Annotated in this window: 13 protein-coding genes; 7 read left to right on the top strand and 6 right to left on the bottom strand. The window is 64.4% G+C overall.

Annotated features, from left to right (window positions below; translation table 11 throughout):
- Window positions 1–261: 261 nt before the first annotated feature.
- The gene (locus IB234_RS17735; protein WP_192320367.1) at window positions 262–615 is read left to right on the top strand and encodes a YajD family HNH nuclease; all 354 of its coding nucleotides are present in this window, start codon (window positions 262–264) and stop codon (window positions 613–615) included.
- 381 nt (window positions 616–996) lie between these two features.
- Window positions 997–1,902, top strand: coding sequence for a bestrophin family protein (locus IB234_RS17730; RefSeq protein ID WP_192320365.1), 906 nt, complete (start codon window positions 997–999; stop codon window positions 1,900–1,902).
- Here the strand turns inward: IB234_RS17730 and IB234_RS17725 are convergent, their stop codons facing one another.
- The 4 genes from IB234_RS17725 to rnd form a co-directional block, all read right to left on the bottom strand.
- Window positions 1,903–2,646: a sulfite exporter TauE/SafE family protein gene (locus IB234_RS17725; protein WP_192320362.1), complete on the bottom strand. Its 744-nt coding sequence runs from the start codon at window positions 2,644–2,646 to the stop codon at window positions 1,903–1,905.
- Window positions 2,647–2,803: 157 nt separating this feature from the next.
- The gene (locus tag IB234_RS17720; protein ID WP_192320360.1) at window positions 2,804–3,727 is read right to left on the bottom strand and encodes a D-2-hydroxyacid dehydrogenase; all 924 of its coding nucleotides are present in this window, start codon (window positions 3,725–3,727) and stop codon (window positions 2,804–2,806) included.
- 91 nt (window positions 3,728–3,818) lie between these two features.
- The gene (locus IB234_RS17715; RefSeq protein ID WP_192320358.1) at window positions 3,819–4,112 is read right to left on the bottom strand and encodes a YcgL domain-containing protein; all 294 of its coding nucleotides are present in this window, start codon (window positions 4,110–4,112) and stop codon (window positions 3,819–3,821) included.
- Window positions 4,109–5,224 carry a ribonuclease D gene (rnd, locus tag IB234_RS17710; protein ID WP_192320356.1) on the bottom strand — a complete coding sequence of 372 codons (1,116 nt, stop codon included), beginning with the start codon at window positions 5,222–5,224 and terminating at the stop codon, window positions 4,109–4,111. Before rnd ends, IB234_RS17715 begins: the two co-directional genes overlap by 4 nt.
- Window positions 5,225–5,361: 137 nt before the next feature.
- Here rnd and IB234_RS17705 point away from each other — a divergent pair, with 137 nt between their 5' ends.
- The gene (locus IB234_RS17705) at window positions 5,362–6,420 is read left to right on the top strand and encodes an SMP-30/gluconolactonase/LRE family protein (RefSeq protein WP_192320354.1); all 1,059 of its coding nucleotides are present in this window, start codon (window positions 5,362–5,364) and stop codon (window positions 6,418–6,420) included.
- Window positions 6,421–6,468: 48 nt separating this feature from the next.
- Here the strand turns inward: IB234_RS17705 and IB234_RS17700 are convergent, their stop codons facing one another.
- Entirely contained in the window at window positions 6,469–7,260 is a 792-nt protein-coding gene (locus IB234_RS17700) for a lysophospholipid acyltransferase family protein (RefSeq protein WP_192320352.1), read from the bottom strand.
- 261 nt (window positions 7,261–7,521) lie between these two features.
- Between IB234_RS17700 and IB234_RS17695 the strand changes: the two genes are divergently transcribed.
- Entirely contained in the window at window positions 7,522–8,376 is an 855-nt protein-coding gene (locus IB234_RS17695) for a sulfurtransferase (protein ID WP_192320350.1), read from the top strand.
- 4 nt (window positions 8,377–8,380) lie between these two features.
- Here IB234_RS17695 and IB234_RS17690 read toward each other — a convergent pair whose 3' ends face one another.
- The gene (locus tag IB234_RS17690; RefSeq protein WP_192320348.1) at window positions 8,381–9,133 is read right to left on the bottom strand and encodes a helix-turn-helix transcriptional regulator; all 753 of its coding nucleotides are present in this window, start codon (window positions 9,131–9,133) and stop codon (window positions 8,381–8,383) included.
- 184 nt (window positions 9,134–9,317) lie between these two features.
- Here IB234_RS17690 and lon point away from each other — a divergent pair, with 184 nt between their 5' ends.
- The 3 genes from lon (at window position 9,318) to IB234_RS17675 (ending at window position 12,517) form a co-directional block, all read left to right on the top strand.
- Entirely contained in the window at window positions 9,318–11,729 is a 2,412-nt protein-coding gene (gene lon / locus IB234_RS17685; protein WP_192320346.1) for an endopeptidase La, read from the top strand.
- A gap of 98 nt (window positions 11,730–11,827) precedes the next feature.
- Entirely contained in the window at window positions 11,828–12,229 is a 402-nt protein-coding gene (locus tag IB234_RS17680) for a protease inhibitor I42 family protein (RefSeq protein ID WP_192320344.1), read from the top strand.
- A gap of 93 nt (window positions 12,230–12,322) precedes the next feature.
- Window positions 12,323–12,517: a hypothetical protein gene (locus tag IB234_RS17675; RefSeq protein ID WP_192320342.1), complete on the top strand. Its 195-nt coding sequence runs from the start codon at window positions 12,323–12,325 to the stop codon at window positions 12,515–12,517.
- Window positions 12,518–12,588 lie beyond the last annotated feature (71 nt).

Genomic DNA, 12,588 nt, shown 5'->3' with positions numbered 1-12,588 from the left:
GCCGACTGCCCGCTACCGATGCCCTGCTGAGCGGTTCCAGCGGTGGGCGACTACGGTCATTGGCAGGACGAGGAGCTGGACGAGACCGGCCCGCTTTTAGGGTTGCTGCATTGGGGGGCATAGCTAGCTCGGCAGCCGGGCCCGAGCGCCCAGGCTCAACAGCAGATTCAGAGAGAACGGCATGTGGCGCATCTCGGACTCCAGCGACGCCCGCTTTCGTTCTATGCTGGAGCCCCAGCCGTACGGCCACAGGTGCAACCCATGAGCAAACTCGACCAGATACTCGCCGAGGCCCAGCGCCGGCGTGAGACCAGTTACCGCGAGAAGGCGCTGCGGATGTATCCCCACATCTGCGGGCGCTGCGGGCGCGAGTTCAGTGGAAAGCGTCTCAGCGAGCTGACCGTGCACCACCGCGACCACAACCACGATAACAACCCGGAAGACGGCTCCAACTGGGAGCTGTTGTGTCTGTACTGCCACGACAACGAGCATCAGCGGCAGGTCGACCTGCACTATCAGAAGGAAGAGGCGGCCGTGGCCGGTTCCGGTCACAAGGTCACCCACAAAGCCCTGGCCGGCCTGGAGGCATTGCTCAAGAAAAAACCCGATGCCTGAGGGTGTCAGCCCCACACAACAGGAGGAACTGCGCCAGCGTCTGGTGAAAACCGGCCTGCCTGCATGGACGTCCGCTCCCTCACCTGCTGCACACATGACCAGGCCTGTGTCAGATCTACCCCATCAGCGCACCGCAGCCCTGGACTCCACCGACCATGAGCATGCCATAGCGACCAAACACCGCAGCCGGCCGTGCCAACCAGCATGAGCAAAGGGGCCGCCCCTTTTCCGAAACGGCTCCCGCACGAGCGAGCCGCCTCCCATCCGGAACTACGGTGCCATGTTTCTGTATATTGCTAGCCCTCTGCCCGCATCGCCCAGGTATCCACCGCCAGCCCTCGCGACCCGAATCGTCATTCATCCTCATCGCGCACTCATCTCATGATCATCTATCCGCAACGCACGTCACTCTGGACCCTGCTGTTCTCCATCAAGGGCTCGATCATTCCGGTTATCTGGAAAAAAGTGATGTACACCGTGCTGCTCAGCTCACTGGTCGTCGCTAGCCGAGGGCTGCTCAACGACCACCACATGCTGCTTACAGCCACCCCGTTCACGCTGTGGGGGCTGACGCTGGCCATCTTCCTCGCGTTCCGCAACACCGTGGCCTACCAGCGCTTCTGGGAGGCGCGGACGCTCTGGGGTGAACTGCTGATCGTCGCGCGCAATCTCGCCCGGCAAAGCATGATCCTGCTGCCGGAACTCAACCGTGAGTCACGACTGTCGCTGGCGCGACCGCTCATCGGCTTCGCCCATGCGCTACGCGACATGCTGCGCGGCCAGCCCGCCAGCGACGATACGCGGCGTATTCTCAGCGGCGACCCGCACCCACTCCCCTCCCAGCCGAATGTCCTGCTCGGAGTGCTGGGGCGGCGATTCATGGAACAGGCACGCAGCACCAGTGCCAGTGACGTGGTGATGGTGGAAATCGACCAGCAGTTGACCCGCCTCTCCTATGTATTGGGTGGCTGCGAGCGCATCAAAAACACCCCGATCCCCTACCCGTACATCCTGATGCTGCACAGGGTGGTGCATATCTACTGCTTCCTGCTGCCGTTCTGCCTGGTGGGCAGCCTGGGCTGGTTCACGCCCGTGGCCGTCTGCGTACTGGCCTACACCTTCTTCGGCCTGGACGCGCTGGGCGACCAGATTGCGGACCCGTTCGACACGCAACCGAACGACCTTCCACTGGATGCCATTTGCCGGACCATCGAGATATCGGCCCTGGAGTTGCTGGGCGAACCGACCCCGGCGCCCCTGGAGCCGGTGGGCAACGTGCAGCTCTAGTTACAGCAGGTTCGGTAGCGACAGCAGGATCAGCAGCGCACCGGAAACGCTCAACAGCATGAGCACCAGGCGTCTGAAAGCCTGGTCGCTGAAACGGCGATAGACCCGCACGCCTATCAGCGTGGGAACAAGCACGGCAGCAATCACCACCGGGAATAGCCCCAGAGCCTCCCGGGTGATCGTGCCGGTGATCAGGTAGGTCAACATCGTCGCCGCCTGCATCGCCAGGTTGAAGCCCTGGATGACAGAGCGCTGGGTGGCGCGCTCCCATCCCCTCAGCGTGGCCCACAGAGCGGGAGCCGGCCCGGTAAGCCCACCCAGCCCACCCATCACACCGCCCACAAGGCCGATACCGGCATCCGCACGCGCACCACCCCGGTGGATGCGGGGCAGCACCCGCGACACCAGCATCAGTGGGCACCACAGCACGAGCACCACCCCAACCCCGAGACGAAACAGAGTCGGGTCGATCAGATGCAGCAGCAGAACACCGAGAGGGACGCCCAGTACGCCACCGAGCACCATGGGAAGCAGGTGCTTACCATTGAACTCTCGACGCAAGGAGCCTGCGGCCAGTACCTGGCCCGTCAGCGAACCGCATACCACAAGCGGTCCGATGAGCGTCGGATCGATGAACCAGGCCCAGACGGCCATTGCCACCAGACCGAAGTTGGAGCCTGACAACCCCTGGACGAAACCTGCCAGGGCGGCACCGAGCACCACGATGACAAAAACAGTATCCATACCCGCCCCTCAGAAGCGACGTGGTGAAAGCGATGACAGGGTCCTGCCGGTGGCCGCCGGCATTTCGAGGGCGTCGATCCGACTTGGCGCAGTTTGCACCGCGTGGCAGGCGGGGCCCGCAAGCCATCGGCCAGGCGCTGATTAGCTGAGCGCGACCTCAGTAGCCCCGCTCGAAATCGACCTCGCCGAGCAGCGCCTGGCCATCGCGGTAACGTCGCAGGTTGTCGACGAACAATTGGGCCATGGCCGATGGTTCAGTGGGCGCAGAGCTGTGCCCGGTGAGCAGCAGCCGCGGTGCGTCCCAGAAGGGGTGGCCTGCGGGCAGCGGCTCCTCCCGACACACGTCGATCACCGCGCCGGCCAGGTGTCCCGCGCACAGTGCCGCCACCAGGTCGGCCTCGACCACCGCCACGCCGCGCCCGGCGTTGATGAACAGCGCGTCGGAGCGCATGCAGGCGAACAGCGCGGCATCGTAGATGTCACGAGTGGCCGGAGTATCCGGCAGCACGTTGACCACGCAATCGGCCCAGGCAACCTGCTCGGCCAGCTCATCCAGGCCGACCACCTCGGTGAAATGCGCAATAGGACGTGGCAGGCGGGCAATGCCGCGCAACTCCACGCCGAACGGTGCGAGGAGACGGGCGATGTCGCTGCCGATCTCACCAGTGCCGACGATCAGCACCTTGCAGCCGCGCAGGCTGGGCGCCACCTGATTATCCCAGCGCTGTTCGACCTGACTGGCCAGGCGTGCGAGCACGCGACGCCGATGCGCCAACAGATAGGTCAATACATACTCGGCCATCGGCTGGCCAAAAATGCCAACAGCCCGGCTCAGCCGGTAATCGCGTGGCAGTCCCAGGCCCAGCAACGGGGTAATCCCCGCCCAGGTGGATTGCAGCCACTTCGGACGCAGCCCCTTACGCAGCAACGGCAGCAGCAAATCCGGCTCGCCGAGCCAGACCGGACAGGTCTGCGCATCACCCGAGGCGGTTTCACCAGCCAGCAGCTCGAGGTCCGGTGCGGCGGCTCGCAGCAGCTGGGTGTAGTCGACGTGATCGCGTTCCAACAGCAGGACTCGCATCGATATCCGTCCTATTAGGCGTCATGAGCAGAGTGGGCCATGCATGACCCGAGCGGGATGCGCCGGATTCGGCGACATCCCGGCGGAAGAATCAGACCGGGTCGTTTCGGCGCAGCAGCTCTTCCGGCAGGTGCTGTATGTATTCCTCTTCCGGCGGCGGCATCTGCAGGTGGTAGCCCTGCTTGTCGAGGTTTTCCAACACCTGGGTGATGTCCTCGCGGGCCAGCGTCTTTTCCGGGGTGAGGATCATCTCGAAGCACAACTGAGGTGTACCAAAGGCAGCCAGCAGGCCCTCGGGCACGCGTTTGAGGGCGTCGGCCTTGAGTACGTAGAGGTACATCTCGTTCTTGCGCGGGCTTTTGTAGATGGAGCAGATCTTCTTCATTGCAATACATCCAGCAGGGCTTGGCCCATCAGTTCACGGCGCCATCCGCGCAGGTTGTCGGGTAGCGTCCATGGGCCGTCGGGGAAGCCGCTCTTGAGCAGGGCTTCGAGAGATTTCTTGCGCAGCATCAGCTCCGGGGCGATCTGCAGGCGCTCGGCCTCGGCCTGGCCCACCGCGCGCAGCTGCTTGAGCAACGCGCCAGCCTCGATCGGCAGCGGTGCCGGCAGGGTTTCGGGCCATTGCTCGGGAGGCAGCGCGGCCGACTCGCGGATCATGCGCAGGATGGTCTCGCCATCCTGGCGCACGGTGCGCGGGTGCATATCTTCGATACGCGCCAGGGCCACGGTGTTGTCGGGCTGGAAGCGCGCCAGCGGCCACAACGAGTGTTCACGCAGGATGCGGTTACGCGGCTGGTTGCGCGCCCGCGCCTGGCGTTCGCGCCAGGCACACAGGGTACGCAGCACGGCCAGTTGCTGGGACGACAACTTCCAGGCCAGCTTGGACTCCAAGTAGGCCTCGTCCGGGTCGATCTCGCGGCGCTGGTTGGCCACCAGTTCGGCACCGTCGTCCAGTATCCAGGCCATCTTGTCGGCAGAGATGCGCGGCAGCAGCGCCTGGTACAACTCGGCCAGGTGCTGGGCGTCCTCGGCGGCGTAACTGATCTGGGTCTCCGACAGCGGCCGCTGCAGCCAATCGGAGCGGGTTTCGCCCTTGGGCAATTCGATGCCGAGCACTTCCTGCACCAGGCGCGAGTAGCCCATGGAGAAACCGATATTGAGGTAGCCGGCCGCCAGCTGAGTGTCAAACAACGGCGCAGGCAACGCGCCGGTCAGGCGCAGGAACACTTCCAGGTCTTCGCTGCAGGAGTGCAGCACCTTGGTAACGCTGCGGTCTTCGAGCAACTCGGCGAACGGCGTCCAGTCCTTCACCTCGAGCGGATCGACCAGATAGGCGCTCTGGCCATCACCTACCTGCAACAGGCCGGCGATGGGGTAGAAGGTGTCGACCCGCATGAATTCGGTATCGAGGGCGACGAAGGGCAACTGCCGCCACTCGGCGCAATGACGCGCCAGGCTGGCGTCGTCGAGGATCCATTGAATATCGATGGCCACGCGGCACTCCTTGATTGATGCCGCGCAGTATATATGCCTGCGGCTGATACCGGGCATTCACGCCCCTTGTGCTCGCAACCCCAGCCACAGCAGCGTGTACACTGCGGCGCACCGCAACCCAGGGAAGAAAACCAATAATGAAGAAAATCCTCGGCTTCCTCGTGCTGGTCAGTCTGGCCATCGCCGCCTTTCTCTATTTCACCCCCAGCCCCATCAGCCCACTGGCCTGGAAACCACAGACCGCGCCGTTGATGACCGGCGCTCTGGAGCCCAACGACACCCTGATGAAGGCCGAGCTGCTTGGCCAGGGACAGATCCACGGCCCGGAAGACACCGCAGTGGATGCCCAGGGCCGGGTCTATGCCGGCCTGCATGACGGCCGGGTGATCCGCATCACCGATGGCAAGGCCGAGACCTTCACTGCCACCGGTGGCCGCCCCCTGGGCATGGACTTCGACGCCCAGGGCAACCTGATTCTCGCCGACGCTTACAAAGGTCTGCTGCGCATCGATCCAGCCGGCAAGATCGAAGTGCTGGCCACCGAGGCCGAAGGCGTGCCCTTCGTCTTCACCGACGACCTGGATATCGCCAGTGACGGGCGCATCTACTTCACCGACGCCTCCAGCAAGTTCCAGCAGCCGGACTACCTGCTCGACCTGCTCGAAGGCCGCCCTTACGGACGCCTGATGGTGTTCGATCCGGCCAGCGGTAAGACCGAAGTACTGCTCAAGGACCTGTACTTCGCCAACGGAGTGGCCCTGTCGCAGAACGAGGACTTCGTACTGGTCAACGAGACTTATCGCTACCGCATCCAGCGCTATTGGCTGAAGGGCGACAAGGCTGGCACCCACGATCTGTTCGCCGACAACCTGCCGGGCATGCCGGACAACCTGCAGGGCGACCGTGCCGGCACCTTCTGGGTGGCCCTGCCGACCCCGCGCAAGAGCGACGCCGACTTCCTCCAGAACCAACCCTGGCTCAAGACCCAGCTGGCCAAGCTGCCGCGCGCACTGTGGCCGAAGCCGGCATCCTACGGTCTGGCCATTGCCCTCAACGAGAAAGGCGAGATCGTGCAGAGCCTGCACGACACCAGTGGCACCCACCTGCGCATGGTCACCTCGGTGAAGCCGGTAGGCGACTATCTGTACCTGGGCAGCCTGGACAACGACCGCATCGGCAAGCTGAAGATTCGCTGAGGGCCTGCCGCTCCATGAAAAAGCCCGCCAATCGGCGGGCTTTTTCGTTCAGACCGGCTGCTCGGTCAGCCTGATCGGCACCACGCTGGTCGCTGGATCACCCAGCAGGCCCTGCATGCTCAGGCAGGTCTGCGCCATCAACTCGGGCAGCTGTTCGACGTTGTAGCGGCTGGCATCGATCGGTGCACCGATGTGCAGCTGCACCGGCAGGCCCAGGTTGAAGCGCCAGGTGCGCGCCGGCAGCACCTCGGATATGCCACGGAAGGCGATCGGCACGATGATCGCGTTGGTATCCAGGGCCAGGTGGAAACAGCCCTTCTTGAAAGGCAACAGCTGGCCATCCTTCGAACGCGTGCCCTCGGGCGCGGCCCACAAGACGATGCCGCTCTCCATCATGCGGCGAGCCTTCTCCAGATCCTTCACCGCCTGGTGGCGGTTGTGCCGGTCCACCGAGGGAAACTCGGCGGCGCGGATCGCAGCACCGAACACTGGGATGCCAAACAGCTCCTTCTTCGCCAGCATACGGATCGAGCCCGGCAAGGCGACGAAGCTGGCGGGAATGTCGTAGTGGCTGGCATGGGTACTGAGCAGGATGTAGCGCCGACCATCGTTGAAGTCCGGCATCGCGCCATGCACGCTGAGATTCATGCGTACCAGCCGCAACAGCAGCCCCGACCAGCGCCGGGTGTAGCGGTCCACGTCGGTGCGGCGCAAACGCCCGCACACCCCGCGCAGCAGAATCAGGATGCAGTAGTACAGAGTGACCAGCGCGGTTCCGAGAACAACGCCGACGCGGCGAGCCAGGTTGGCGCTTTCGATGGCAGGTTGCAGGCTGAGCATAATGACGTCCTCACATGGCGAACCGCTGCAAGACCTCATCTACGTCCTCCTGAATACCGGCCAAACTGCGTTAGAAACGGCTTCGGAGTGCTTATTTGCAGATCGCAAACTGCGTTCTCTCGGCCGCTATTGTCTTGTCTGGCTCTGATTCAGAAGGCCGTAGGCGGGTTCTACGAGCCGCAAAAGGTCTCCGGGTCGCTTCTGGTTATTCGTGGCTGTCCTTATGATGCGACTGGCCATGATTTCGACACAGGAGGTTCCATGCCACTCGCCCAGCTGATCACCGCCGAACACCTGCAGTCCCGCCTGCAGGAGCCGAACCTGGTGGTTCTCGACTGCCGCTTCGCCCTCGACGATCCGACCTACGGCGCCCGCAGCTATGGCGACGGGCATATCCCCGGCGCCCGCTTCGCCGACTTGGAGCACGACCTGTCGGGACCGAAGACCAAGGGCGTGACCGGCCGCCACCCGCTGCCGGAGGCCGCAGCAATGGTCAACAGTCTGCGCGCCTGGGGCATCAATAACGATTCGACAGTGGTGCTCTACGATGACGGCCCAGGCGCCTTCGCTGCCCGTGCCTGGTGGCTGTTGACCTGGCTGGGCAAGCGCGATGGCGTGTTCCTGCTCGATGGTGGACTGAAGGCCTGGAAGGATGCCGGCCAGGCCCTGGACTCCGACAAGCCCGCGGACCAGGCGGGCAGTTTTACCGGTCAGCCGGACGCCTCGCTTCTACTCGCCGCCGCCCAGCTGCAACAACGCCTTGGCAGCGCCGAGCTGACCCTGCTCGACGCGCGCGCCCTGCCCCGCTTCCGCGGCGAGGTGGAGCCCCTGGACCCGGTGGCCGGGCATATCCCAGGCGCCCAGTGCGCGGTGTTTACCGACAATCTGGGCAACAATGGCCGCTTCCTGCCAGCCGAACAGCTGCGTGCCCGCTTCGACGCCCTGCGCGGCGCGCGCCCGGTGGAGGAGTTGGTTGCCTACTGCGGCTCGGGCGTCACCGCCTGCCACAACCTGTTCGCCATGAGCCTGGCCGGCTACCCGCTGGCGCCGCTGTACGCAGGCTCGTGGAGCGAATGGGTCACCGATCCTGCACGCCCGGTGGCGATCGGCGACTGAGACGCTACTGCAGACCGCGCAGGCGCTTGGGTGTAAGCCCCACGTAGCGTCGCATGGCCGTGGTCAGCGCACTCTGGCTGGAGAAGCCGCACTCCTCGGCGATCCGTACCAGCGGCAACGGGCTCTCTCGCAGCAGGCGCGCAGCATGGTCGAGGCGCGTCTTGAGCAGGTACTGGTGCGGGGTCAGCCCCACGCTGTCCTTGAACTGGGCGTGGAAATGGCTGGGGCTGAGGCAAGCCACCTGGGCCAGCTCGATCACCGTGATGCGCCGTGCCAGGTGCTCGACTATGTAGGCGTCAAGCCGGCCGATGTCGAGGTTGGCGATGGCGCCGCGGCCGCGCTCGCCGAACAGGCGCAGATGCAACGCGCGTAGCAGCACGCCACCGAGGGCGCGGGCCAGGTGCGGGTCGCTGCCATAGCGAGCCAACTCCGCACCGGCATAGCTCAGCAGGTTCTGGAAGTCGGCATCCAGCGTCGGGTAGCGCGGACTCTCGAACAGCTGGGAGAGCAGGCTGAGATCTTCCGGCGAGGTGTCACGTTCGTCCAGATCGAGGATCAGCATGCGGTTATCACCCATGCCGGCGAACTGATGATCGGCATCGCCCGGCACCAGGCAGGCACGCATGCGACAAACCTCGCCGCCACGACCTTCGACCTCGAATTCCGCACGACCGGACAGCGACATGACCAATTGATGGTAGTCGTGGGCGTGTTCGTGGGCCTGGTTGTCCAGGCATGCGAGGCGGGCATTGAGCATGGCGATGCACCGAAGCGGGACAGGGTTGCACTTTAACCACTTCGACAGAAAAGAGGCAGTAGCACCGACAAATGGCGAAGGTTGCACCAAACCCATAAACAAGGAGCAACCAGATAATAGTATTGAAATGCCGACGCCCTCTCCCCATCTAACTCGCATCACCCGTTCCGTAGACAGGGCCGCAATGAGCGATCAGGACAGCAGTAACGAATACAGTTCCGAATACATCGAAGCCGAGGCACACCGCCAGGCCACCCATCTCGCCTTACCCGGCCAGTCACTGCCGGACAAGCTGTACGTGCTCCCCATCCACAACCGCCCCTTCTTTCCGGCCCAGGTATTACCGGTAATCGTCAACGAGGAGCACTGGGCAGAGACCCTGGAGCTAGTGGCCAATACCGAGCACAAGTGCCTGGCCCTGTTCTACGTCGACCAGCCGGTGACGGACCCGCGCCACTTCGATACCGACAGCCTGCCGATGCATGGCACCCTGGTGAAGATCCACCAGGCCAGCCGCGTCGACGGCAAGCTGCAGTTCGTTGCCCAGGGCCTGGGCCGGGTCAAGGTGCGCGGCTGGCTCAAGCGCCATCGCCCGCCCTACCTGGCCGAAGTGGAGTACCCGCCGAGCCCCAATGACCAGCGTGACGAGGTCAAGGCCTACGCCATGGCGCTGATCAATGCGATCAAGGAGCTGCTGCCGCTCAACCCGCTGTACAGCGAGGAACTGAAGAATTACCTGAACCGCTTCAGCCCCAACGATCCGTCGCCGCTCACTGACTTCGCCGCCGCCCTGACCACCGCGCCGGCCAGCGTGCTGCAGGAGGTGCTCGACTGCGTGCCGATCCTGCGCCGTATGGAAAAAGTGCTACCGCTGCTGCGCAAGGAAGTGGAGGTCGCGCGCCTGCAGAACGAGCTGTCCGCCGAGGTCGACCGCAAGATCGGCGAGCACCAGCGCGAATTCTTCCTCAAGGAACAGCTCAAGGTGATCCAGCAGGAGCTGGGCATCACCAAGGACGACCGCAGCGCCGATGCCGACGAGTTCCGCGAGCGCCTGGCCGGCAAGACCCTGCCCGAGCAGGCCAGGAAGCGTATCGACGAGGAACTGCACAAGCTGGCGATCCTAGAAACCGGCTCGCCGGAATACGCCGTCACCCGCAACTACCTGGACTGGGCCACCGCCCTGCCCTGGGGCGTGTTCGGCCAAGACAAGCTCGACCTCGGCCACGCCCGCCAGGTGCTGGACAAGCACCACGCCGGCATGGACGACATCAAGGCGCGCATCACCGAGTTCCTCGCCGTCGGCGCCTTCAAGGGCGAGATTTCCGGCAGCATCGTGTTGCTGGTCGGCCCGCCCGGCGTGGGCAAGACCAGCATCGGCAAGTCCATCGCCGAATCCCTCGGCCGACCGTTCTATCGCTTCAGTGTCGGCGGCATGCGTGACGAGGCGGAGATCAAGGGCCACCGCCGCACCTACATCGGCGCCATGCCTGGCAAGCTGGTGCAGGCGCTGAAGGAGGCCGAGGTGATGAACCCGGTGATCATGCTCGACGAGATCGACAAGATGGGCGCCAGCTACCAGGGCGATCCGGCCTCGGCTCTGCTGGAGACCCTCGACCCGGAGCAGAACGTCGAGTTCCTCGACCACTACCTGGACCTTCGCCTGGACCTGTCCAAGGTACTGTTCGTCTGCACCGCCAACACCCTCGACTCCATCCCCGGGCCGCTGCTCGACCGCATGGAGGTGATCCGCCTGTCCGGCTACATCGCCGAGGAGAAGCTGGCCATCGCCAAGCGCCATCTGTGGCCACGCCAGCTGGAGCGCGCGGGGGTGAGCAAGAATCAGTTGAGCATCAACGACTCGGCGCTACGCGCGGTGATCGAGGGCTACGCCCGCGAGGCCGGTGTGCGGCAGCTGGAAAAGCAGCTGGGCAAGCTGGTGCGCAAGGCCGTGGTGCAACTGCTGGACGATCCTGGCAAGCCCGTGAAGATCGGCCCCAAGGACCTGGAGGGTTACCTGGGCATGCCGGTGTTCCGCGGCGAGCAGGTGTTCAACGGCACCGGCGTGATCACCGGCCTGGCCTGGACCAGCATGGGAGGCGCCACCCTGCCAATCGAGGCCACGCGCATCCACACGCTCAACCGCGGTTTCAAGCTCACCGGCCAGCTCGGCGAGGTGATGAAGGAGTCGGCGGAGATCGCCTACAGCTACATCGGCGCGAACCTGAAGAAATTCGGCGGCGATGCGACCTTCTTCGACCAGGCCTTCGTCCACCTGCATGTCCCGGAAGGCGCCACACCCAAGGACGGTCCCAGTGCCGGCATCAGCATGGCCAGCGCTCTGCTATCCCTGGCCCGCAACCAGGCACCGAAGAAAGGAGTGGCCATGACCGGCGAGCTGACCCTCACCGGCCAGGTGCTGGCCATCGGCGGGGTACGCGAGAAAGTGATCGCCGCGCGCCGTCAGAAGATCTTCGAACTGATCCTGCCCGAGGCCAACCGCGGCGACTTTGCAGAGCTGCCGGACTACCTGAAGGAAGGTCTGACTGTGCACTTCGCCAGACGCTACTCGGATGTGGCGAAGGTACTGTTCGCTTGAGCCCGGCAACAGCGAGACCAACCCCACACGGTCTTGCCTCGCCCGCTGGGCAGCGCAGACGCTATGCTGTGCAGGTTTCCGCTCGACAGGAGTCCGCCATGAATCGTACCTACCGCCTGCTGCTACCCTGCAGCCTCGCCCTGCTCACCGCCTGCACCTCGCAGCCGAGGTCCAGTGTGAGCGTGGAGGAGAAGCAGCTGGGCAAATGCCCGATGGAGCTGAATAGCGGCCAGACCCTGAACATCACCCTGCCAAGCAATCCCACTACGGGCTTCCGCTGGATAGTGACCGACGCCGCACCTGGCGTGCTGCGCAGCCTGGGGCCAGAGGTTTATGTGACGCCGGAAGATGCCGGGCTGGTCGGGGCCGGCGGGCAGTCCACCTGGCGTTACCAGGCCTATCAACCCGGCCAGGGTCGTTTGCAGATGCAGTATCAGCAGCCATGGGAAGTGGACGTAGCGCCCGCCAAGACCGTCGACTGTCAGATCGAGGTTCGTTGATCTTTGTTGCGCCGGTTCTTCAGCCATAAGCGCCAGCAATTCTCTACCTGGTGGCATTCGCCCATTCGCAGGCGGGACCGCGCGGCCGGGGCCGTGATCGGCGCCCTGGCTTCGTTCTGGATAGCTGGCCTGGGGCGCCTGGCCTTCGAGCCAGCGCTATCCTCGCTGAGCCAGTTCGCCCTCTGGGCATTGGCTGGTGCGCTGCTCGGCGCCATCTTCGGCGCCCGCTACCCCAGGTTGGCGACCTGTCTACTGTTGCCGTTCAGCACCTTCGGCATCAGCCACTGACGCGATAAGCCACCAGGGCTGGCATACGTTGTACTGGCCTCGGCCAGCGCAATGGCAATAATGGGCGCAAA

It is taken from the genome of Pseudomonas sp. PDM16, assembly GCF_014851865.1.
GTDB lineage: Bacteria > Pseudomonadota > Gammaproteobacteria > Pseudomonadales > Pseudomonadaceae > Aquipseudomonas.
Note: the sequence above shows the minus strand (reverse complement) of the source record. Positions and strands in the feature narration are given on the sequence as shown.

Excerpts from the sequence above, each read along its gene's own strand:
- IB234_RS17735 (WP_192320367.1), top strand. The coding sequence starts at position 262 with ATGAGCAAACTCGACCAGATACTCGCCGAGGCCCAGCGCCGGCGTGAG.
- IB234_RS17730 (WP_192320365.1), top strand. The coding sequence starts at position 997 with ATGATCATCTATCCGCAACGCACGTCACTCTGGACCCTGCTGTTCTCC.
- IB234_RS17725 (WP_192320362.1), bottom strand. The coding sequence starts at position 2,646 with ATGGATACTGTTTTTGTCATCGTGGTGCTCGGTGCCGCCCTGGCAGGT.
- IB234_RS17720 (WP_192320360.1), bottom strand. The coding sequence starts at position 3,727 with ATGCGAGTCCTGCTGTTGGAACGCGATCACGTCGACTACACCCAGCTG.
- IB234_RS17715 (WP_192320358.1), bottom strand. The coding sequence starts at position 4,112 with ATGAAGAAGATCTGCTCCATCTACAAAAGCCCGCGCAAGAACGAGATG.
- IB234_RS17705 (WP_192320354.1), top strand. The coding sequence starts at position 5,362 with ATGAAGAAAATCCTCGGCTTCCTCGTGCTGGTCAGTCTGGCCATCGCC.
- IB234_RS17700 (WP_192320352.1), bottom strand. The coding sequence starts at position 7,260 with ATGCTCAGCCTGCAACCTGCCATCGAAAGCGCCAACCTGGCTCGCCGC.
- IB234_RS17695 (WP_192320350.1), top strand. The coding sequence starts at position 7,522 with ATGCCACTCGCCCAGCTGATCACCGCCGAACACCTGCAGTCCCGCCTG.
- IB234_RS17690 (WP_192320348.1), bottom strand. The coding sequence starts at position 9,133 with ATGCTCAATGCCCGCCTCGCATGCCTGGACAACCAGGCCCACGAACAC.
- lon (WP_192320346.1), top strand. The coding sequence starts at position 9,318 with ATGAGCGATCAGGACAGCAGTAACGAATACAGTTCCGAATACATCGAA.
- IB234_RS17680 (WP_192320344.1), top strand. The coding sequence starts at position 11,828 with ATGAATCGTACCTACCGCCTGCTGCTACCCTGCAGCCTCGCCCTGCTC.